This is a genomic window from Escherichia sp. XD33, assembly GCF_019375075.1.
Taxonomy (GTDB): Bacteria; Pseudomonadota; Gammaproteobacteria; order Enterobacterales; family Enterobacteriaceae; genus Enterobacter; species Enterobacter flexneri_A.
Genome location: NZ_JAENDM010000004.1, coordinates 1 through 22,823, shown reverse-complemented (window position 1 = coordinate 22,823; position 22,823 = coordinate 1). Strand labels below are relative to the sequence as shown.

The 22,823-nt window shown below is 50.0% G+C and carries 12 protein-coding genes and 3 pseudogenes; 6 read left to right on the top strand and 9 right to left on the bottom strand.

What is annotated here, in order from left to right:
* Positions 1–8: 8 nt before the first annotated feature.
* Positions 9–479 (top strand): DUF1456 family protein, encoded by a 471-nt coding sequence (locus tag K0778_RS03985; RefSeq protein WP_001295430.1) that lies wholly within the window; start codon positions 9–11, stop codon positions 477–479.
* Positions 480–519: 40 nt separating this feature from the next.
* Here the strand turns inward: K0778_RS03985 and K0778_RS03980 are convergent, their stop codons facing one another.
* From K0778_RS03980 to metG, 9 genes and pseudogenes are all read right to left on the bottom strand, one after another.
* Positions 520–981, bottom strand: a complete 462-nt coding sequence (locus K0778_RS03980) for a YehR family lipoprotein (RefSeq protein ID WP_001295429.1) — start codon at positions 979–981, stop codon at positions 520–522.
* A gap of 124 nt (positions 982–1,105) precedes the next feature.
* Positions 1,106–3,106, bottom strand: a complete 2,001-nt coding sequence (locus K0778_RS03975) for an SWIM zinc finger family protein (protein ID WP_023150017.1) — start codon at positions 3,104–3,106, stop codon at positions 1,106–1,108.
* Entirely contained in the window at positions 3,103–4,239 is a 1,137-nt protein-coding gene (locus K0778_RS03970; RefSeq protein ID WP_001351788.1) for a VWA domain-containing protein, read from the bottom strand. Before K0778_RS03970 ends, K0778_RS03975 begins: the two co-directional genes overlap by 4 nt.
* Complete coding sequence (locus tag K0778_RS03965; RefSeq protein ID WP_021548823.1) at positions 4,232–6,511, bottom strand: DUF5682 family protein; 2,280 nt, start codon at positions 6,509–6,511, stop codon at positions 4,232–4,234. Before K0778_RS03965 ends, K0778_RS03970 begins: the two co-directional genes overlap by 8 nt.
* Positions 6,512–6,521: 10 nt before the next feature.
* Positions 6,522–7,610, bottom strand: a complete 1,089-nt coding sequence (locus tag K0778_RS03960; protein ID WP_001300974.1) for an AAA family ATPase — start codon at positions 7,608–7,610, stop codon at positions 6,522–6,524.
* A 305-nt stretch (positions 7,611–7,915) separates the two neighbouring features.
* Entirely contained in the window at positions 7,916–8,233 is a 318-nt protein-coding gene (gene yehK, locus K0778_RS03955) for a protein YehK (protein ID WP_000636925.1), read from the bottom strand.
* A 60-nt stretch (positions 8,234–8,293) separates the two neighbouring features.
* Positions 8,294–11,925 (bottom strand): annotated as a pseudogene (yehI, locus tag K0778_RS03950) (DUF4132 domain-containing protein YehI).
* A 9-nt stretch (positions 11,926–11,934) separates the two neighbouring features.
* Positions 11,935–15,729, bottom strand: coding sequence for a DUF4132 domain-containing protein (locus tag K0778_RS03945; protein ID WP_071940764.1), 3,795 nt, complete (start codon positions 15,727–15,729; stop codon positions 11,935–11,937).
* Positions 15,730–15,869: 140 nt separating this feature from the next.
* Positions 15,870–17,903, bottom strand: coding sequence for a methionine--tRNA ligase (gene metG / locus K0778_RS03940; RefSeq protein WP_001300883.1), 2,034 nt, complete (start codon positions 17,901–17,903; stop codon positions 15,870–15,872).
* Positions 17,904–18,034: 131 nt separating this feature from the next.
* Here metG and apbC point away from each other — a divergent pair, with 131 nt between their 5' ends.
* The 5 genes and pseudogenes from apbC to K0778_RS03915 all read left to right on the top strand — a co-directional run.
* Positions 18,035–19,144 carry an iron-sulfur cluster carrier protein ApbC gene (gene apbC / locus K0778_RS03935; protein ID WP_001005448.1) on the top strand — a complete coding sequence of 370 codons (1,110 nt, stop codon included), beginning with the start codon at positions 18,035–18,037 and terminating at the stop codon, positions 19,142–19,144.
* A gap of 262 nt (positions 19,145–19,406) precedes the next feature.
* A complete protein-coding gene (locus K0778_RS03930) occupies positions 19,407–19,688 on the top strand; it encodes a YehE family protein (protein ID WP_001324851.1) in 282 nt (93 codons plus the stop codon).
* Positions 19,689–19,980: 292 nt separating this feature from the next.
* Positions 19,981–20,522, top strand: a pseudogene (locus K0778_RS03925) (fimbrial protein).
* A gap of 79 nt (positions 20,523–20,601) precedes the next feature.
* On the top strand, positions 20,602–21,276 hold the full coding sequence (locus K0778_RS03920) for a fimbria/pilus periplasmic chaperone (protein ID WP_000677393.1): 675 nt from the start codon (positions 20,602–20,604) through the stop codon (positions 21,274–21,276).
* 15 nt (positions 21,277–21,291) lie between these two features.
* Positions 21,292–22,716 (top strand): annotated as a pseudogene (locus K0778_RS03915) (fimbrial biogenesis outer membrane usher protein); the annotation flags it as partial.
* Positions 22,717–22,823 lie beyond the last annotated feature (107 nt).

The following is a 22,823-nucleotide window of genomic DNA, read 5'->3' as shown; positions in this document are numbered from 1 at the left end:
AAGGCCTCATGCTAAGTAACGATATTCTGCGCAGCGTGCGCTACATTTTGAAAGCCAATAATAATGACCTGGTGCGTATTCTGGCGCTGGGTAATGTCGAAGCCACCGCGGAACAGATCGCCGTCTGGCTACGTAAAGAAGACGAAGAGGGTTTTCAGCGTTGTCCGGACATTGTTTTGTCGTCATTCCTCAATGGCCTGATTTATGAAAAACGCGGCAAGGATGAGTCTGCTCCGGCACTGGAGCCGGAACGTCGCATTAATAACAACATCGTGCTGAAAAAATTACGCATCGCGTTTTCGCTGAAAACCGATGACATTCTGGCGATCCTCACCGAACAGCAGTTCCGCGTTTCGATGCCGGAAATTACGGCGATGATGCGTGCACCGGATCATAAAAACTTCCGCGAATGCGGCGATCAATTTTTACGTTATTTTCTGCGTGGACTGGCAGCGCGCCAGCATGTGAAGAAAAGCTAAGACGGGTATGGCGGCCATGCGAAACATGGCCGCCGACAGATTATTTCACTTCTTTAAAACCAGCGGCTTTCATCACCAGTTCCATTTGCGCCATAGTGATACCTTTTTTGGCATCTTCAGCAGAAACGTTGATTCCTGAAATACCCTGCAGGGCTTTAAAATCCACTTTTTCCATATCGATAGTCACGTTTTCCTGCGCGTAGGTATCGGTATAGGTTAATTTTTCTTCAACACCCGCGATGTTTTTGTATTTGGCGCTTAACGGCTCAAGTGTCTTGGCAGCATCTTCTTTGGTGGTAGCACCTATGGAGGCAAATTGAATTTTGGTTTCAGAAGATTGCTTAAGCACCTTGTCACCTTTGTAGACATAGGTAATGGCAATTTCAGTGCCGTTCAGATTGGCGCTGAATTTCTTCGATTCTTCTTTGTCACCGCAGCCAGCAAGAGAGAAAACCAGAACAGATGCAACAACAAGGGAAAACAGCTTATTGAAAGCCTTCATGTAAAACTCCATTTTATTTAATCAAGGAACTGGTGACTCTCACCAGGGGCTATATAGGATATGCCTAATACCGTGGCGTGAGCAGTCCGGAACTGGAGTAGAACTCTTAGTAAAAAGCACTATTTCATCCTTGTTGCTGAAGCATGGGGAATAATTGTTCGCAAAGCAAAACAACGTTATTCATTGCTTCTACCCGTGCCTCGCTTTCTGTATTACGAAATTGTCCCAACACATGTGCCAGCCGATAAAAACCCACGGCGGTGAGGTCATTCGCCAGCAACTCTGCCTGACCAATAGCACTTTGTTCCTGATAGCGCCAGCCGTTATGGAGCAGTTGAATAAGTAACGCCTGGCAGCGTATCAGCAACTGATGAGCAGTAGACGGCACAGGCAAAACGCTGGCAGAAGGTAGCGGTGCCACAGGCGCAGTTTCAGCGTCCAGCGCCCAGGCACGAGTCTTTGTCATCATTACCTGTGGTTCCAGTGTCAATTGCCCCTCTACAAAACTGACAAAGCCAGAAACCAGACACACGGGGTCCTCTGTTTGTTGCAAAAGCGCCGCCATGCGTTCAACGGCATAAGGCGCGCTGGCTGAGGCTGGCAGTGATAACGTCAGCAGATTATCTTCACCTTCGCCGCTAATGACCTGCGCATCCAGCGTCTGGCGGCTGCTATCCCAACCGAGCGAAATACACTCAGCGACCGGCAGAATAAATAAGTTATCGACCTGATTAAGAGGCCGTATGCAGGCGGGGGGACGCTGGCGTAAATATTCCCGCAAAGCCACAATGCCCGGCTGGCGTAACGGCGCGCTCAACATTTGCCAGGCATCAGGCGACAGCGGCACAACGCTGCTTAAGCGGTTGCGGGTAGCTAACAGCAGCTCGCCATCGGCACTGCGTTTTGCTGCTTGTGAAACAATTTGCCCACCCGCCAGTGCGCCAGCCTGAAAACTAAACAGCCGACGCGTAGCTGCCGGTGAGTTTTCCTGTTCGCTTCGCGGCCAACTGCGCGAAAGGTGCAAAATACTGCCGGTGTCGGGATCGGTAAACCAGATGCGTAAACCATAATGCTCAATATCCTGCCAGCAACGCATACCTAAAGACACCAGCCGCAGATGATCAAGCTTTGCTTCTCCGGCAATGCCTGCGCCAACGACCGTGCGCCACGGCATGGGAGGAATTTCACCAACACTGTCGCGCTGCGCCATTTCGTGTGCGCAATTTAATCGACTGTTTAATGCCGCAAGCTGACACAAGCATTCTCCGGCATGATAATGGCTTGCGCGGGCGTGGAAGGCATCAACGCTGGCGCGCAGTTGCCGTAGCGATTCACTCACCCATCGCCAGTTGCAGCGTTCCGCCGCTTGCTGCGCGCGGCTGAAAGCGGCCTCGTAGTGAATAAGCGGCTGGCTGATGCCGCTCAGCCATAATGCCTGGCTTAATTGCTGAACATATTGACGACACGTTTTGCCTTCTTCGCTGGCAAACGGATCGTCAGATGATGTGACGTGTTCGCTGCGCATCTGCCAGATCAAATGGTTAAATTCCGCTTGCTGAGTTTTGGCCTCGACGAAGACCTGCACAGCCAGTACGACATGTTCGCAAAGTGTGCCTTCAATACAATCACAACGGGCGAAACGAATACTGCTGCGGGAATAAAAACGCACATCGCTCATCGGTAAGCGGGCAGAGGGAATTTCACCCGGCGCACAGAACAACTCAATGGTGATGCCTTTAGCGACCAGCGCCTGTGCGCGTTTGCGGGTGGCATCGGGAAGGGTAGCCAGTTCTTCCAGCCAGATTGCCGGATCCCATTCCTCTTCTTTTCCCGTAGGCTGGGCGGTAGCACAAAGTCGTTGATAACTTAACACCAGCATCACGTGATGACGGCACATACCGCTGGCCCCGCAGCTGCACTGAGCCTCTTTCAGTGCCTGGCCGTTCGCCAGCTGGGTACGGACACCGTCACTGAAGGTGGCGATTAAAGCGCCGTTCTCATGGCTGATTTCCGGGACGTTGCCATTTTCCAGTTCCTTAAGACTGCGCTTAACAAAACCGGCATTGCTTAACGCCGTCAGGGCCTGCGGTGTCAGTTCTAATAATTCCGGACGTAGTGAATTCATGACTGAAGATTCTCCGCAAGCCATGATGCCAGCTCGCCCGGTGTCATGGCGGCTATTTGTGCGCCGACATTTACCAGCGCCTGGGCCGTATCGTGGTCATAGCAAGGTGTTGCTGTGCTATCGAGCGCTGCCAGTCCCAGCACTTTGATGCCGCTCTGGACACACTTTTTCACCTGATGCGTCAGTAATGATGATGAACCCCCTTCGTAAAAATCGCTCACGAGGATAATGACGCTTTTCGCTGGTTGTTCAATAAGTTGCCGACCATACTCCACGGCACTGGCGATATTGGTTCCGCCGCCTAATTGCACTTTCATTAATAACTCTACCGGATCGGCAACGTCTGCCGTGAGATCAACCACACTGGTGTCAAAAGCGACCAGATGGGTACGAATGCCGGGTAACTGCCATAAACAGGCCGCCATCACCGCAGAGTGGATCACCGAATCGACCATCGAGCCGCTTTGATCAACCAGTAAGACCAGTTGCCATTGTTCGCTTTGGCGTTTAATGCGGCTGTTAAAGCGGGGGGATTCGATATACAACTTGCCGTGTTGTGGGTGCCAGTGTTGCAGGTTGGCGCGTAGAGTACTTTTGAAATCAAAGTTTCGCGCCAGTGGAATAGATGAGCGGCGACGGCGATCGCGGACACCAGAAAAAGCCTGACGAACTTCCTTTGCCAGTCGAGCCATAATTTCTTCAACAACCTGGCGCACTATCCGGCGGGCGGTAGCCAGTACTTCGGGGTTCATCAGATGTTTGGTATGCAAAACGGCGCGTAGCAGGCTTTCAGAAGGCTGCATACGTTCCAGCACGTCGAGATTCGTCACCACATCTTCAATGCCATAGCGCAGTACGGCATCGCTTTCCAGCCGCTCAATCACCTGTTGCGGAAACAGCGTGTGAATACTGTTGATCCACTCAGGGGTGGTGAGATTTGAGCCACCTAATCCACCGGAGCGTTCACCACGCTGGAGCCGTTCAGGATCGCGCCCATACAGCCATTCCAGCGCGTGGTCTATCTGCCGGGCGTTGTCATCCAGCCCACAAAGCGTCGTTTCTGCCGCTTCGCCAAGAATTAATCGCCAGCGTTGTAGCTCACGGGTGGTCAGAAGATCGTTCAGTTCAGACATGGAAAACTCCCCAGTGTTGCAGCGATGCCAGTGCCTGCTGTTCGAGTTGTTGATGATGTGCAATGGCCTGTGGTGGACAATGCAACGGCATTTGCAGCGCTGAAACAGGAAGCTGCGCAAGCTGGTAATGCTCAAGCACCTGATGCGCCAGCGTCCCGCGTTCTCGTGGCGGTAGCCAGGCCATTGCCGCGCGTAAATCGGGCAGGGCGTTAATAAAATCGTCGTCACTTAGTTGATTTAAATGACTGCTGAAACCGGCGATAAATGCAGGTTGACAGGCCAGTTGATGACGGGCTAATGCCAGCAAACCGTGCAGCGCCTCACCGGATTGTGCCGGGGATAACTGCGCCAGCATCGTCAGCGCCGCTTCGGCACTGGCGTTGGGATGTTCCAGACGCATTAGTGCGCCAAGAGCCGCGCCGCGATCCAGCGCCGGGGCATGAATCGCCTGACTGCGTCGCTCCAGTAAGGCTACCGCCGCAGAAAGAGAAACGCCGGGTAAATTAACGCCGCTATGTAGATCGCGCAGGATATGGCAAAGCGCTTGCCAGCTATGCAGGTGAGCGTGAAACTCCTTTTCATCCGGTCTGCCGTTAGATTCACACAGCCACAGCGTGCGATCGATAGCCGCGCATAACGTCGTTTGTAATATCTGCGCGCCTTGCATACCGCTAATTTCATCCAGCCGCCATAAGGCATATAGCACTTCCAGCGCCTGGCCCATTTCGGCAAATTGATTTTCCTGGGCGATTAATAGTGTGAGTTGCTCCAGTAATTGTTGACTGAAGGACGCCAGACCCGCTAACGCCGCCTGGCTAAGACATGTGGTGATACTGCCGATTCCGCCCGCGTCCAGCATATCGGCTTCTAATTTATTGCGTGCGGCTTCCTGGAGTGTGGCACCAAAACAGGCGGCCTCAATCAATGCCGCATGCTGGCTAAGCGGGCGGGTTAATTTCCAGCGTTCTTCACCGTTGCCTGCAAGTGTCAGTGTACTTCCCTGCTGGCGTACAATCCCAGGGATCTCCAGTATTGCCAGCCGATGTAACACCTGACTTTGCGCCAGCCCATCGGGGGTAAAGCGATTTAAGGTAAGCTCCGCCGGAAGGGAGATTGCGGTACGTTCCAGTTCGCAGGTGACATCTTTTGGCAGAGGCGGTTGTGGCGTAGAAGGGGCAAGTTTACCGAATCCGTCACCCGCTAATGTGTCTATCAACGTTAGCAGAATCGGATCGGTATCGGGATGAATAACGCCGCGATAGCTCCACGGCAACGGCGCGTTCAGGGCTTCTTTAATCAGCGAGCCTGCTATGGCATCCAGCCAGTTAGTGCGTAACGGTAGTGTATGACCGCGCAACTGTGCCAGCGCCATCGCATGCAGATGAGCGGCAGCCATATCCGCGGTAGAAGCGGGCAATTTGTGCTGGCGCAAACGGGTAAGGATAGTTTTTAGCAGTTGTTCACCGGCCTTCTGCAAGCCCCACTGCCAGCACCAGTTTTGCCATACCGGGGCAGGCATTCCTGAAAGGTATCCTGCCAGCACATCAAGGCGCTTTTCACTGTAGGGTGTGAGATAACAACCTGTAACGGCATCTGCCAGCGAGGGCAATTCTGGCTTGTTAATTTTCTGAGGGCATTCGCGCCACATCTTTGCCAGTGCCGGAGCGTGCCAGCCACCGCAGACAACTAACACGTCGCCATTATTTTGCTGCATCGCCCATCCAATCCAGCGGGCCATAAAGGCTTCGCGCTGACGATTGAGCGCATCGCCGGAGGCGTCGCCCCGCAGTTGGGCAAAATAGTGCGCCAGCGCAGAGGGTAATGCAGTTTGCTGGCTTTCATCTTCGAACAAGTGATCCCACAGGGTATCGCTGTTATCCATGCGGGTGGCACGCAGCAGTAAGGCCTGGCTTTCATCTTGCGTATCAGGCGAATCGTCCTCTTCTTCACTCTGCGCCCAGCAAGGCAAATCGATGAAGTAAGTTTGTGTCTGAATGCGACGTGCGGCTTGTAGCGCCTGCCACTCCGGCGAAAATTCAGCAAATGGCGTCCAGGCACCACGCCCGGGGGCTGCACCGTCCTGATACTGGCAATAACTGTAAATAGCTACCGGAAGCTGGTGGGCTAAAAACAGTTCGTCTACCCGGTCATTAAAATCAGCCGGGCCTTCAATCAACACGTATCGTGGCCGCTGGCTTTCGATTAACGATTTCACCAGCCGGGCGCAGGCCGGACTATGATGCCGGATGCCGACAATTAACGGCTCGCTCATGCATCTTTCCTCACGGCAGGCGGTGGCGGGCTTGATAATAAGCCTGCCAGTGAGCTTCTTTATGTGTGGCGACACGCTGTTCGAAGTAACGGCGCAGACGCGCGCGATCTTCTTCGTTATCTTTGACGATGGTTCCGGCAATACATTCCACCAGGTCGGCAGGCTCCCCCGCGCGATTCGCTAAAAACCAGGCGCGGACGCCCACAGCATGGGCCACGTTCACGGCTTCAGCGGTGGACATAATCGCTGTCAGTGTATCCATTGACGTTTTCTTTTCGCCGTTGGCACGCAGATCGCGGAAGGTGCGGACCAGTAATTCCAGTACCGCGTCAGGCACTTTATGCGGAATACCGCTATGGGCCAGCAAACGCGCCGAAGCACTGGCGACCAGTTCCAACTCCTGGGCGAAATCCATAATCGGAAAAACCGTTTCAAAATCGAAGCGACGCTTTAGCGCAGCACTCATTTCATTGACGCCGCGATCGCGGGTATTGGCAGTGGCAATAATATTAAAGCCTTCTCGCGCATAGAGCTGACTGGCTTCACCAGTGAGTTCCGGCACCGTCATCACCCTGTCAGAAAGCATACCTAACAGACAGTCCTGCACTTCCAGCGGTGTACGCGTTATCTCTTCGAAACGGACGATTTTGCCGTCGCGCATTCCCTGATAAAGCGGGGCAGGGACCAGCGCTTCCGTTGACGGACCATGATTGATAAGCAGGGCGTAGTTCCAGCCATACTTGATTTGATCTTCGGTGGTAGATGCCCCGCCCTGGATGGTTAACCCGGCATCGCCGCTAATAGCGGTTGCCAGTAATTCAGAAAGAAGAGATTTTGCGGTACCCGGTTCCCCCACCAACATCAAACCGCGGCCGGTAGCAAGAGTGACTAACATACGTTCGACAGCGGAGGGGCTAATCACCACTTTACGGCTGATATTTTGCGCTTCGTCGCCAAGGATAAAAGCACGGGCCGCAGGCAAACTTAACTGCCAACCGGGCGGGCAAGGTGCGTTATCATTTTGTTTTAATTTTGCCAGTTCATCGGCGTATAACACAGCAGCAGGCGGACGCTGCAGATGATTATTCTGCGGTGACATATATTCATCCCTGAAATGTATTAATGAAATAAACGATATTTTACGCGCAATAAATGTTTGGCGCATTAGTTGTTTGAGCGAAAAATATCTGGAAAGCAGATCACAGTAAATAAAAAAACTGCTGGTGAGGCAGGTTCTTTTATTTACTATTTTCAGGCCCAACACCGCAGCCTGTGCAACATCGTGTTCCAACGAACGAATTATAACCACGGCTGGACCCCGTTGCAATTAAGATAATGAGATTTATAATCCAGGCCATTGGGACGTTGCGCCGGATCGGACCAATTTGAATTATTTAGAGTATATTATTCTATTTCTTGGTTGAATATATTCTGTAGTTCACGATTAAAAATTGCTATTACAGTTTCAGGTGATTCACCTCGTAATTTCCGCTCATCAATACACTCATCTCTTATATAAATCAACGCATCATTTATTAGCGGGTCAGCATCTTCTCGATCACGTTGATGAAATGTTGGACGTAGCCGGAATCGCTCCAGTCGATAGACGGAACCTGTAAATAATTCAGAGCATTTATGGATCTCAAGTCTGAAGGAAAACGGATCTTCAGGTACAGGGACCTCATAATCGTAAATAGCAACCAGCTCTTTTTGCACGATCATCGCTTTCCCCGCTGGTAAGTCGTGTAGATAACGGGCAGTCGCATCACTGCCCGCTGTGTTTTAATGGAAAATGACGTCAGGTGCGCTTAACGCCTCACTCAAATCAAACACATCAAGTTCGGCAAAAGTGACGGATTTATTGTCACGGTACACTCGAAGAGAACGGCAGCTCATTAACGCTTTGCTATCAACATTGTAGTGGTTAAAACCGGGTGAAAACTTAAGGACCAGCCGGTACTCGCCCAGGTCATAGACAAATGTGTCCTCATAGCCTGACTCCCAGCCTTTGTATCGCATTCCCATAAGTTGCCCAACGGTAGCGGATTTACCTTCCCAGCGAGTCAGGCTGTTACTGGTTGACTCGTCAGGTGTGAGCAGCACCGTGCGGCGCGACAACTGGCGAAAAGGCGGCATAATTTCGTAATCGGCAAAAAGCTGTGCAAATTCACTGCGCATTTCTACTGCCATTTCTAACGGGTGGGCAATGCCAATCAGAGCGTCCGCAGGCAGGTCAATTGGCTCATCTTGCGCATTGCAGAACTCCCCCTCTGCGGCCACACGAAAGGCGTTGAGTAAACGACGCGGTTCATTTGCCGGATAACCCCCCCATATTAATCGCTGGGTAACCAGACGGGTAAAGGGATGATTAACAAACAGAGAATGAAAATCTGCCAGCGACCAGCGTCGGGTGGTACGTAGGGCAGCTTCAAGACGCGGGAGCAGGTTTTTGCTCACCTGAGTAGCATCTTTTTTTAGCCCTTTTAGTCGGGCCAGTGCCTCGTGCGCTTTCAGTTGATCGTCATCGGCGCGCAAACGGGGAACGCTTTTCTGGCGAACGTTTTGCTGATCAAAGATAACCGGGTTGAGGTTTTCATCGAAGCGAACGGTAAACTGCCGGGGACCAAAATCAAAACTCAACGCCTGCGGATCATCAAGGCCCAGGGTTGGGACTAATCTGTCCGCTAGCTCTTCCTGGCTTAGCCCGCGATTTTCTGCGACCACCTGAAGAAATTCCGCCGCGTTATCACGTAAGGGGCGGGATTTAGCCCGTTGCGATATATGATGCAGCTGTATCAGCGCCATATCATTATTCATCAGGGTAAGGATGTTCAGGCCGCTGACAGCACGGGCAGATTTGCCTTCTTGTGGCCAGGCGAGGATCTGTGTCGTCAGATCCCGTGCCGTGCTTTCGTCACCAAAGAGACTTAACGCCAGAAATGCCCAGTTGTCTTTTGCGGGGGCACCAGCTTGTTGCCACGCAGTGAAGAGATCCCAGGCAAAAGCTGCCAGCGTTTGTGGCTGGCAGAACGTTTTCAGTTGTTCCAGCCCGCTATAAAAACGTCCCCCCTGGGTAAAGCGCAGCATTTCGCCGATAATTTCCAGAGCGTCACCGGTAACAGGCTGATTATTAGTGATAAGTCGAGGCCTGGACCACATTGCCGGATGCCAGAAATCAGGGGCTTTTGGAATGCGTGCCGGGTAAATGTCCATTGGACCCTGTTTAAGCAACTGCTCCAGGGCAGACCATACATCTGTACGCTGCCAGCGGTTTGCCACGGTTTGTAGCAATTCGCCATGTCCCTGTTCGTACAGTAAACGCAGGGCAAGTAATGCGGCTTCGCTATTATCGCTGGGTTTGGTAAAGACAAGAGGGATAAGTGCACTAGCCGTATGTTCCGGCCATTGTAAAATCCACTGGCGACCAGATCACGCTGCGCCGCGAAACGTCGCCAGACGTGGGCAACAGGCAGCGCCAGTTCTGTTGCGCCAAAATTTAAAATTAACGGAAATGTTTCTTTTGGACGATGTGAAAAAGCCAACAGCAGACCTGGTAGCGCATCCAATCCGAGGATACTGAGAAAATAGTCCTCACCCGCGAACAGATGCTTTTTCTCATTGACACGCAGCCAGAAGGTCAAAGCCATCTCACGCGGCAACTGTGCCAATAAATACAGGTTCCAGACACTCTTTTCCGGACGATAATGTGAGTAGTTGTCATTTTCCCATATGTTAATTAACGCTTCTATGTGACCGCTGCGGAGCGCCTGTTCTGCTAATTGTGCTTCCGGGGAGTTCCAGCCATTCAGGATCTCTTCAACCCGCCCCTGGTAGTAATGCCACTGAACAAAGAGTGAATTGCGTGCAGCATCCAGTTTTCCGGGGAGTATATAATTCAGAAACAGCCATACATCATCCCCAAAACCCAGTTCCTGTAATACAACTCGTCCACTTTTTTGTTCCATGCGTTGCGCAAGAGATTCCGTGCTGAAATAACGGGCAGGCTCAGTGGCGGCAAGCCTCTCTTGTTCGCCTGGTTGCCAGTAAACTTGCGGAGTTAATTCGAGCGGTGCCAAATCAAGACGTGGAGCTGTCATTTTTTTCTTACTACGCCACGGTGGTGAAACGAGGATTTCTGGCAGATTGCTGTTATCGGTGCCATCAATAACCGGTTTGGGCGGTGCCGATAAATAACTCTTCAGCACTGACTGGGGTTGAGTACTTAACCACGGCATCACTTCTGCTGCCAGTTGTGGCTGCGATGCCATCAGCGTTTGTAACAGCGTACGCCAGTATTCATCGCGTGCTTTTTGCTGTGCAGGCAGCTTTTTGTCTTCGATGATTGGATAACCAGGGCGGGCTGGTGGTTCTGTTAACGCCAGCAGTTCTGCCAGTGCGGCGAGCGTCGCATGGGGGAAGTTTTTATGGTATTTAGCTACACGTTGCAGGCTGGGTTTGTTTTTATCAGCCACCAGTAGCAAGGTGCGGATGACTTGCGGATGGTTAATTTGTACCAGCAGACTGCCGCAATCTTCTTTATGGGCATACATCGCGAGGCGCGGAATGGCTGCCAGTCCTTGTTCGCGCAAAAGGGCGGCGCAGGCCGCGTAGCCGAAGTGGTTTTCATGCGACATGTAGCTGGCTTCTCGATCGCTAAATATATCCTGGCTCCAGTAGTGTTCGAGTTTTCTCACCGCTGTGGGGTCATTAGCAACAACTTTTAACCACTCCTTAGAATGAAAATGAGTTCGCGGGCATTCAAGGCCTACCAACTCATTGGCTATTTCTGGTTTTTCCGGGAGGATCAGCGCAATAAAAGGGCGGCGAACTTTGGTTATTCCTGGTAGTGCGGCAATGAGTTTGTCGGCGCAACGCTGCCAGCAGCTTTCCTCTGCCAGAGAGAGATGCTTACGCAGTCGGAGATCGAATTCGTTATAGGTTTCTGAGCGATAACCATAGCCATAATCCTCGTCCTGATACTGCAATGTCACTACCAGAGGATCACTCTCATAACACCGCGCAATAAACTGGCGTGCAATCACCACCTCAGTCGCATATTCCAGCCCCTCTTGTTGGACGATTTCGTCGAGCAACTGTTGGCTGTCATTTTGCGCGATACAGGCTAGCGCCGCCATTGTCCGGGCCGGGATTGAGGGTTTGTGTTCGCCGATCAAGTTGATGGCCTGCGTGATGGCGGACTGCCACTCCAGTGAAAAATTCTCATAACGCCAGACAATGTTTTTTTTCTTCTCAGCTTTTTGTAGCAATTCATCACCCAATGTCTGGATGAGACTTCCAGTGATAACGGACACTGGTTCGCCCGGCCAGCGACGATGACTGAGCGGCGTTTTGCCTTTTTTATATTTCAGTTCCAGTTGGGCGTTATCCGCCAGCCACGGTAATTCCTTGTCCATGCTCTTTCCTTATTCAAACAGGGCTTCAATATCGTTAATTAGCTCGCTGGCGGTGATGGCATCGATTACGGAGAACTGCGCTTCCTGTGTTGAATTACTCCCCCAGCCATATCTTTCTGCTTTGCCTTCCCATAGCCACAGCTTGCTTAAGAGCTGCTCAGCGCTGAGTTCGGCTGGCGACATGCCTACCGCAAAGCCTTCATCGATTTCCATGATTAACGACCAGCGACCCAAAGGTTTGATCATCCATCCGATCCAGCCTCCATCCTGTGGTTCGCCCTTTATCCAGCCTTTATTCGCCAGCCCCATGACCCGACCACTCGGGCATTTTCTGCCTGCCCAGCGGGTCAGTTCACTGGCATTGCGCTCGGCTTCTGTCAGGGCGTAGCTGTTACGGTCGAGCTGGCGGAACGGTGGTAGCAGTTCGTAGGCGGCAAAAAGCTGACCAAAGGCGGCAGCATCCGTTGGTGATATTTCCAGAACGTGAGGAGTGCCGATAGAGATATCGCCTTCCGGCAGGGTGAAAAGATCATCGTCAGCGGTGCTGGAGCTGTTATCTTCTGCTACGCGAAAGCAAGCCAGTAGCTGGTTTTCGGCGCTATAAACGCCCCAAATCAGACGGCGGGTTAAGTGACGAACCAGCGGATGCTCAACCAGGAAGAGCTGGAAGTTTTCCAGCGACCAGCGGCGGCGCAGGCACATGGCGGATTCCAGCCTTGCTACCTGCTGGGCGGCGATGGTACGCGCATCTTTTTTCAGCAATTTGTAGCGGTTAACCGCATCGTTCGCCCGCGTTTCATCATCGCTTTTGTTCGGTTTGGGCAGGTCTTTCAGGCGGCTGCCGGAAACATCACGCACAAACGGCTTTAAGGTTTCATCAAAGCTGACGGTGAACTGCCGTGGGCCAAAATCCAGCAGCAGCGAACCGTTATCATCCAGACCGAGATCCGGTGCTAACCGATCTTCAAGCTCCGCCACCGTGAGTTCGCGGCTCTCGGCAATGTCGGCAATTTTTTCTTTTGCCCGCTCCTGTAATGCTTTGAATTTCAGTTTCTGGGCGATGCCGTTAAGCTGCATAAGGGCGATATCACTACCGATAGCAGCGAGAATATCCAACCCAACGGTGGCGCGTTTATGCTGGGATTCACCAGGCCAGGCGCGTATTAATGGCGTCAGTTTGCGGGCGGTGTCATCGTTACCGAGAACGCCTAACGCAGTGAACGCCCAACTCTCTTTCGACGGCGCGCCAGCGGTCTGCCAGGCGGTAAACAGATCCCAGGCAAATCCCGCCAGTGAGTCGGCGGAACAGACGTCTTTCACCTGCAATAATCCCGGATACAGAGCCTCTTCCTGAGGGAAGCGGAGCATTTCACCGAGGTGGAGGAGGGCGCTATCTGGCAGTGATTGGGCATTTGCTTTTAATACCGGGCGCGTCCAGAGCGATGGCTGATAAAAGGCCGGAAGAGTGGGGATTTTTGTCGGGTGATTATCTAAGGGATCGAGCGCAAGCAGAGCGTTCACCGCATCGGTTACTTCCGGCTGGTTATAACGTCGGGCGATTTCTTGCAGTAATGGCTGATGACCGTTTTCGGTAAGCATACGCAAGGCAGCGCGGGCGTTATCCTGTGCTTCACCGGCTTTGCCGAGCGCCGCAGGCAGCAGGCCGGTAAGGGCATGTTCCGGGTATTTCAACAGCCAGCTACGGGCGTTTTCGCGTAGCGTTTTCAGTTTGTTGAAGGCACGGGCGACGGCAGGAGCCAGCTCACTCGCTGCGAAGTAATTCGTGATGGGCAAGGCTTCTTGTGGATAGCGTGCAAGTGAGTTTACTAACCCAGGTAACCCTTTGAGTCCAAAATGTAACATGGAGTATTCGGTATCGGTATGTGGAGATAGGGTAAGGGCATTCCATGCTTTTACTGCTTTCTCCAGCGGCAATGTTGTCAAAATCCCCAACTGCCAATAATGCCCGGTAGGTGAATGAAACACCTTAAATTCACTTAGTAAGGTTGAATAATCTTCATTTAGCCATGCCTCAACTACCGCTTCGGGAGCTTTAATATATGTACCAGCGATCCGTCGTTGAAAACCCATCCTTGCCAACAGGTTGGTAGTACTTTCTTCATGGCTAACCGTGATGTGTTTTGAATACCAGATATATTTCGCCAAAAGTTGATTACTGATTTCTTCTGTCAGATAACAGATTGGCTCAATGCCTAATGGCGCTAAATCCAGCACCGGAATCGGCGATTTTTTCTTTTTCGAAAGCCAGGGAGGGGAGACTACTACGGCTGGCAGTAGATCGGCGCTGGCATGGTTTGAGGGCTGTGTCAGTTGTTGCTGGCATGATTTCAGTACGGCAACTGCGGGTGTCGAGAGCCAGGGAATGACCTGTTCTGCCAGTGCTGGTTGTGAGATAAGCATTGTCATTAGCATAATGCGCCAACTGTTCTCTTCTTTTTGCCCAAGAAGTTCCGTCAGTGCCGCCATTGCTGCATGTGGGAACGCAGCAATGGCTTTCGTCATCCGATCGTGACAGCGTTTAGTTTGCCCGGCTACACGTATAAGCAGTGTCAATGCGAACGGATGATTGATATGACGCAACACATCGGCGCAGTAGTCACTTGCGGCATAGGGAGCAAATCGGGGCAGGGCTGCAACACCTTGCTCCTGTAATACGGTGGCTGACCATATCGCACCACAATAGTAATCATCAAAAATGGCATATGGTTCGTGATATTTTTCTAATGAGGCAAGAATGTGCTCATCAGTCGCCACTATTTTTAACCACTCAAGCGAGGGTAATTTTTTTTGCCCCAGTAGACGCTGGGCAATTTCATGTGCAATTTCTGGTTTTTCGGGTAATAACAAAGCAATTAATGGTTGCCGCCATTCTGGAATATGTGGAATTGCGGCAATAAGTTTTTGTGCACATTTTTGCCAGAGAGACTCTTCCGTCAGTGATAAATGTTTACGTAGGCGTAATTCAAATCTGGAATATTGCTCCAAGTAGCTAGGTGCAATGCCAGACGGCAGAATAATAATGACATTATTCGCATAATCCCATTCAATATCAATCTGTTGAAGGTGTATTATTACATCAGTAGCATATTCCAGACCGCCTTCCTGGACGATCTGATCCATAATATCCTCACGCACTTTATATCTTGTGCATTTCATTTCAAGTGCCGTGAGTACAGCCATTACTGGTGATGGTAACTGTGTTGTTTTCAGGCCGTCGATCTGACTGATCGCCTGGGCGACGGTGTTTTGCCATTCTAAAGAACAGGCGCTGAAGTCAAATGTGGCTGTTTTATTATCCCGTTGCGACACACTACAGGCTAAGCGACGTAATTGGGTCAATTTGTCTGCTTGCTGAACAGGAACTCCGGGAAAGCGGCGATGACTTAACGTGGTGTGTACAACTTCGGGCGGAAAAACGACAGCAATATCTTTCGCCAGCCACGGTAAAACAGCATCTGTATTTTTGTCAGGCGCACGGGTTTCTGCTACGAAAGAGGGTTGTTCCTGAATAATGGTGGATAAGTCCGCTACCTTGAGAGAGCCCGTTACCGTTTGGGAAGGTTGCAAAGAATTATCCTTCGCTTGCTCCACATACCCCTTCTTCACCTTCTCCGCAATCAGCTTAAGTTCCGCTTTTTCCGCTGCCGCAGCATCTGAAAAACTTTTTATCTGACTTTGCCCTTTGGTGCCAACTTTTCCCCAACTGATATGCAACTCGTTTCCCTGTTGCTCCACCGCCCAGAATTTATGTGATTTTTCGTCCTGATAGATAAAGTGTCTCATTCTGCATCCCTGTAATTTTATCCAGTTGAATGCAGATGCTACCAGTATTTATGCGGGTTAGAGAGAGACAAAATCGCAAGAAAACAACTTTAGGAATTTATAAAGAAAAGGCGCTGTCGATGCAGCGCCTTGAAGGGGGATTATTTCACCTGATGACCCGGTTTAGCACCAGCATCCGGGCTTAGCAGGAAGATATCTTTCCCGCCTGGACCGGCAGCCATCACCATGCCTTCGGAGATTCCAAAGCGCATTTTACGTGGTGCCAGGTTAGCCACCATAATGGTGTGACGACCAATCAGTGCCTGCGGATCCGGGTAGGCAGAACGAATACCGGAGAAGACATTGCGTTTTTCACCGCCGAGATCCAGTGTCAGGCGCAGCAGTTTGTCAGAACCTTCAACAAACTCTGCGTTTTCGATCAGCGCTACGCGCAGGTCAACTTTGGCGAAGTCGTCAAAGGTGATGGTTTCCTGAATCGGATCATCTGCCAGTGGGCCAGTAACTGGCGCGGCAGCTGCTTTCACTTCTTCTTTAGAGGCTTCCACCAGAGCTTCAACCTGTTTCATATCGATGCGGTTATACAGCGCCTTGAACGGATTCACTTTGTGGCCCAGCAGCGGTTGCTGGATACCATCCCAGGTCAGTTCCGTATTGAGGAAGGCTTCTGCACGCTCGGTCAGTTTCGGCAGTACCGGCTTCAGGTAAGTCATCAGCACGCGGAACAGGTTGATGCCCATTGAGCAAATCGCCTGCAGGTCAGCATCGCGACCTTCCTGTTTTGCGACTACCCACGGAGCCTGTTCATCGACATAGCGGTTAGCCAGATCAGCCAGCGCCATGATTTCGCGCACAGCTTTACCAAATTCACGGCTTTCCCACGCTTCACCAATCACTTCAGCGGCATCAGTGAAGGTTTTGTACAACTGCGGGTCAGCCAGTTCGTTTGCCAGCACGCCGTCAAAACGTTTGTTGATAAAGCCCGCGTTACGGGAGGCCAGGTTAACCACTTTGTTAACGATATCGGCATTCACGCGCTGAACGAAATCCTCCAGGTTGAGATCGATATCATCAATGCGCGAAGAGAGTTTCGCAGTGTAGTAGTAACGCAGGCTGTCAGCGTCAAAATGATTCAGCCAGGTGCTGGCTTTAATAAAGGTGCCGCGAGACTTGGACATCTTCGCGCCGTTCACCGTCACATAGCCATGAACAAACAGGTTGGTCGGCTTGCGGAAGTTGCTGCCTTCCAGCATGGCAGGCCAGAACAGGCTGTGGAAGTAAACGATATCTTTACCGATGAAGTGGTACAGCTCGGCGGTGGAGTCTTTCTTCCAGTATTCATCGAAGCTTACGCTGTCGCCGCGCTTGTCGCACAGATTCTTGAAAGAACCCATGTAGCCAATCGGTGCGTCCAGCCAGACGTAGAAATATTTGCCCGGCGCGTTCGGAATTTCAAAACCAAAGTATGGCGCGTCGCGGGAGATATCCCACTGTTGCAGGCCGGATTCAAACCACTCCTGCATTTTATTTGCCACCTGCTCCTGCAACGCACCGCTGCGGGTCCATGCCTGCAACATTTCGCTGAAAGAGGGCAGATCAAAGAAGAAGTGTTCAGAATCACGCATTACCGGCGTAGCGCCAGAAACCACCGATTTCGGCTCGATCAATTCAGTCGGGCTGTAGGTCGCGCCGCAGACTTCGCAGTTATCGCCGTATTGATCCGGGGATTTACATTTCGGGCAGGTGCCTTTCACAAAACGGTCCGGCAGGAACATGCCTTTTTCCGGATCGTACAGCTGAGAGATGGTGCGGTTTTTAATAAAACCATTCTCTTTCAGGCGAGAGTAGATAAGTTCTGACAACTGGCGGTTCTCTTCGCTGTGCGTCGAGTGATAGTTGTCATAGCTGATGTTAAAGCCTGCGAAATCAGTCTGATGCTCCTGACTCATTTCGCCAATCATCTGCTCCGGGGTGATACCAAGCTGCTGAGCTTTCAGCATGATCGGTGTACCGTGGGCATCGTCGGCGCAGATGAAGTTGACCTCGTGGCCGCGCATTCGCTGGTAACGGACCCAGACATCAGCCTGGATGTGCTCCAGCATATGGCCGAGGTGGATTGAGCCGTTAGCGTACGGCAGTGCGCACGTCACCAGAATTTTCTTCGCGACTTGAGTCATAGTAGGCATTACTTCTTAATAGTGAAAAGGGGTTAGATAGTACCAAATGGGAAAATGTTAAGTAAGTACTTCTCTATATTCTTCAGGTAAACTATCAGCTGATGGTTTATCTATACAAAAAAGGAGTCGGGATGAACGAACAATCCCAGGCCAAATCACCAGAAGCCTTGCGCGCAATGGTCGCCGGGACACTGGCCAATTTTCAGCACCCAACCCTGAAGCATAACCTCACCACGCTGAAAGCGTTGCACCATGTCGCCTGGATGGACGACACGTTGCATGTGGAACTGGTTATGCCGTTTGTCTGGCATAGCGCGTTCGAAGAGTTAAAAGAGCAATGTAGCGCCGAACTGCTGCGCATCACCGGGGCGAAAGCTATCGACTGGAAACTGTCGCATAACATAGCCACTCTGAAACGCGTGAAGAATCAGCCGGGAATTAACGGTGTGAAGAACATTATCGCGGTGAGTTCCGGTAAAGGCGGCGTGGGTAAATCGTCCACGGCGGTAAACCTGGCACTGGCGCTGGCGGCAGAAGGGGCGAAAGTCGGCATTCTGGACGCCGATATCTACGGCCCATCAATCCCAACAATGTTGGGCGCAGAAAATCAGCGTCCAACTTCGCCGGACGGTACCCATATGGCACCGATTATGTCTCATGGCCTGGCAACCAATTCAATTGGTTATCTGGTCACTGACGACAATGCGATGGTGTGGCGTGGACCGATGGCGAGCAAGGCGTTAATGCAGATGTTGCAGGAAACCTTGTGGCCGGATCTCGACTATCTGGTGCTTGATATGCCGCCAGGCACCGGTGACATTCAATTGACGCTGGCGCAAAACATTCCAGTAACCGGTGCAGTCGTGGTCACCACCCCGCAGGACATCGCGCTGATCGATGCGAAAAAAGGCATTGTGATGTTCGAGAAAGTCGAGGTTCCGGTGCTCGGTATTGTCGAGAACATGAGTGTGCATATTTGCAGTAACTGTGGTCACCATGAACCGATTTTCGGTACCGGTGGTGCAGAGAAACTGGCTGAAAAATACCATACACAGCTGCTGGGGCAGATGCCGTTACACATCTCCTTACGTGAGGATCTCGATAAAGGTACGCCAACGGTTATCAGCCGTCCGGAGAGCGAATTTACCGCTATCTACCGCCAGCTGGCTGACCGCGTTGCAGCTCAGCTCTACTGGCAGGGTGAAGTCATTCCAGGCGAGATTTCCTTCCGCGCGGTCTAACGCCTATTAACCATTCTGGTTATTCTTCATACACCGCAGAGATGTTACATTGATGCGGTGTATTAGTTTTTGCCGCATTAATGAACACTTATTTAATACTGCGAATATTCTGCGGACCTTCGTCCGAAACTCTACAAAGTCGATTGATCATACAGGCAATGCTTCATTATCATCCTTCGTGGCTGTGTAGTGGATGTACAGCTATAGTTTGTTATGCACTCATTCTATCCAGGCATAACCTTTACTACAGGGATAACGTTCAATGAATAAGTATTGGCTGTCAGGAATTATTTTTCTTGCCTATGGATTGGCTTCTCCCGCATTCTCTTCAGAGACTGCCACATTAGCGATTAATGGCAGGATCAGTCCCCCAACATGCAGTATGGCTATGGTTAATGGTCAACCTCAACAGCATTGTGGTCAGTTAACGTATAATGTTGACACCCGTCATCTGTTTTCTTCGCCCGTCAAAGGTGTAACGACAGAAGTGGTTGTTGCAGGTAGCGATAGCAAACGTCGAATCGTGTTAAATCGCTACGATTAATTTGGCAACCTGATTTTAATTGCATTTAGAAAGCCGAAATCATTTATATAAATGATTTCGGCTTTTTTATTGATATCAACAATACCATTTACATAAATCTACATTAATTGATAGATGCGATAAATAGTTAATACTCTTAAATATTTGTTGTATTTATATTGCAATGGTTAATTTGTTTTAAATCAATAAAGCAATGTGTTTACATTGCGGCAACTTTTTTGATGTGAGAAATTTGTTTCCAAGAGATACAGACTCTTAACAACCAAAAATAAATTTTATTAAGGAACATATTATGAAACGTTCAATTATTGCTGCCGCTGTCTTTTCTTCTTTTTTTATGAGCGCTGGAGTATTTGCTGCAGACGTTGATACCGGAACATTAACTATTAAGGGGAATATTGCAGAATCTCCGTGTAAATTCGAAGCGGGTGGTGATTCAGTAAGTATTAATATCCGACTGTACCAACCAGTGTCTTTGAAGGTAAAGCTAAATATTCTACCTATGATGATGCAGTCGGTGTAACCAGCAGCATGTTAAAAATTAGCTGCCCGAAAGAAGTTGCTGGTGTAAAACTCTCGTTGATTACCAACGATAAAATAACCGGTAACGATAAGGCGATAGCCAGTAGCAACGATACCGTGGGTTACTATCTCTATTTAGGTGATAACAGCGATGTCCTGGATGTTTCTGCACCTTTTAACATTGAGAGTTATAAAACAGCGGAAGGTCAATATGCTATTCCGTTTAAAGCAAAATACCTGAAACTGACAGATAACTCAGTGCAATCAGGTGATGTGTTATCTTCTCTGGTTATGCGTGTGGCGCAGGATTAATAAATAAAATTGTAAGTTTCTCCAGGTAATAAACATGGCCGCTATCCCATGGCGGCCTTTTAATTTAAGAGGCATTAAAATGAAAGGATTATTATCTTTACTCATTTTTTCTATGGTCCTTCCTGCACATGCCGGAATTGTTATCTACGGGACGCGCATTATTTACCCGGCAGAAAATAAAGAAGTGATGGTGCAGTTGATGAACCAGGGAAACCGTTCTTCGCTGCTGCAGGCGTGGATTGATGATGGCGATACGTCATTACCACCAGAAAAAATTCAGGTTCCTTTCATGTTAACGCCACCAGTGGCAAAAATAGGGGCAAATTCCGGGCAGCAAGTAAAAATCAAAATTATGCCGAATAAACTGCCCACTAATAAAGAAAGCATTTTTTATCTGAATGTTCTGGATATTCCACCAAATAGTCCAGAGCAAGAAGGTAAGAATGCACTGAAGTTTGCGATGCAAAACAGAATTAAGTTGTTTTACCGGCCAGCGGGTATTGCTCCGGTAAATAAAGCGACATTTAAAAAATTGCTGGTAAATCGCAGTGGCAATGGTTTGGTGATAAAAAATGACTCAGCTAATTGGGTGACGATTTCGGATGTCAAAGCTAATAATGTCAAAGTCAATTATGAAACTATTATGATTGCCCCCTTAGAAAGTCAGAGTGTTAATGTCAAAAGTAATAATGCAAATAACTGGCATCTGACCATTATCGATGACCATGGCAACTATATTAGTGACAAAATTTAATTGCAGGAGCTGCCTATGTTGAGAATGACCCCACTTGCATCAGCAATCGTAGCGTTATTGCTCGGCATTGAAGCTTATGCAGCTGAAGAAACCTTTGATACCCATTTTATGATAGGTGGAATGAAAGACCAGCAGGTTGCAAATATTCGTCTTGATGATAATCAACCCTTACCGGGGCAGTATGACATCGATATTTATGTCAATAAGCAATGGCGCGGGAAATATGAGATTATTGTTAAAGACAACCCGCAAGAAACATGTTTATCAAGAGAAGTTATCAAGCGGTTAGGCATTAATAGCGATAACTTCGCCAGCGGTAAGCAATGTTTAACATTTGAGCAACTTGTTCAGGGTGGGAGCTATACCTGGGATATCGGGGGTTTTCGTCTCGATTTCAGTGTCCCGCAGGCCTGGGTGGAAGAACTGGAAAGTGGCTATGTTCCACCGGAAAACTGGGAGCGGGGTATTAATGCGTTTTATACCTCTTATTATCTGAGTCAGTATTACAGCGACTATAAAGCGTTGGGTAATAACAAGAGTACATATGTACGTTTTAACAGCGGGTTAAATTTACTGGGGTGGCAACTGCATTCTGATGCCAGTTTCAGTAAAACAAATAACAATCCAGGGGTGTGGAAAAGCAATACCCTGTATCTGGAACGTGGATTTGCCCAACTTCTCGGCACGCTTCGCGTGGGTGATATGTACACATCAAGCGATATTTTTGATTCTGTTCGCTTCAGAGGTGTGCGGTTGTTTCGTGATATGCAGATGTTGCCTAACTCGAAACAAAATTTTACGCCACGGGTGCAGGGGATTGCTCAGAGTAACGCGCTGGTAACTATTGAACAGAATGGTTTTGTGGTTTATCAGAAAGAGGTTCCTCCTGGCCCGTTCGCGATTACAGATTTGCAGTTGGCCGGTGGTGGAGCAGATCTTGATGTCAGCGTGAAAGAGGCGGACGGCTCGGTAACCACCTATCTGGTGCCTTATGCAGCGGTGCCAAATATGCTGCAACCCGGCGTGTCGAAATATGATTTAGCGGCGGGTCGTAGCCATATTGAAGGGGCGAGCAAACAAAGTGATTTTGTCCAGGCGGGTTATCAGTATGGTTTTAATAATTTATTGACGCTGTATGGTGGCTCGATGGTCGCGAATAATTATTACGCGTTTACTTTGGGGGCTGGCTGGAATACACGCATTGGTGCCATTTCCGTCGATGCCACTAAGTCGCATAGTAAACAAGACAACGGCGATGTGTTTGACGGGCAAAGTTATCAAATTGCCTACAACAAATTTGTGAGCCAAACGTCGACGCGTTTTGGTCTGGCGGCCTGGCGTTATTCGTCGCGTGATTACCGGACATTTAACGATCACGTTTGGGCAAACAATAAAGATAATTATCGCCGTGATGAAAACGATGTCTATGGAAGTTGCGATTAAGTGGTCCGCAGCTCCCGATATGACGCCCCAAACCGTCCTTTATCGACGTCCTGTGGCTCAATTTTCCAATTTTCAGCCCAAAATCGTCTCTTCGTGGCTGATTT

What these genes read in the sequence shown, in the direction of transcription:
- K0778_RS03985 (WP_001295430.1), top strand. Translation starts at nt 9, where the DNA reads ATGCTAAGTAACGATATTCTGCGCAGCGTGCGCTACATTTTGAAAGCC.
- K0778_RS03980 (WP_001295429.1), bottom strand. Translation starts at nt 981, where the DNA reads ATGAAGGCTTTCAATAAGCTGTTTTCCCTTGTTGTTGCATCTGTTCTG.
- K0778_RS03975 (WP_023150017.1), bottom strand. Translation starts at nt 3,106, where the DNA reads ATGAATTCACTACGTCCGGAATTATTAGAACTGACACCGCAGGCCCTG.
- K0778_RS03970 (WP_001351788.1), bottom strand. Translation starts at nt 4,239, where the DNA reads ATGTCTGAACTGAACGATCTTCTGACCACCCGTGAGCTACAACGCTGG.
- K0778_RS03965 (WP_021548823.1), bottom strand. Translation starts at nt 6,511, where the DNA reads ATGAGCGAGCCGTTAATTGTCGGCATCCGGCATCATAGTCCGGCCTGC.
- K0778_RS03960 (WP_001300974.1), bottom strand. Translation starts at nt 7,610, where the DNA reads ATGTCACCGCAGAATAATCATCTGCAGCGTCCGCCTGCTGCTGTGTTA.
- yehK (WP_000636925.1), bottom strand. Translation starts at nt 8,233, where the DNA reads ATGATCGTGCAAAAAGAGCTGGTTGCTATTTACGATTATGAGGTCCCT.
- K0778_RS03945 (WP_071940764.1), bottom strand. Translation starts at nt 15,729, where the DNA reads ATGAGACACTTTATCTATCAGGACGAAAAATCACATAAATTCTGGGCG.
- metG (WP_001300883.1), bottom strand. Translation starts at nt 17,903, where the DNA reads ATGACTCAAGTCGCGAAGAAAATTCTGGTGACGTGCGCACTGCCGTAC.
- apbC (WP_001005448.1), top strand. Translation starts at nt 18,035, where the DNA reads ATGAACGAACAATCCCAGGCCAAATCACCAGAAGCCTTGCGCGCAATG.
- K0778_RS03930 (WP_001324851.1), top strand. Translation starts at nt 19,407, where the DNA reads ATGAATAAGTATTGGCTGTCAGGAATTATTTTTCTTGCCTATGGATTG.
- K0778_RS03920 (WP_000677393.1), top strand. Translation starts at nt 20,602, where the DNA reads ATGAAAGGATTATTATCTTTACTCATTTTTTCTATGGTCCTTCCTGCA.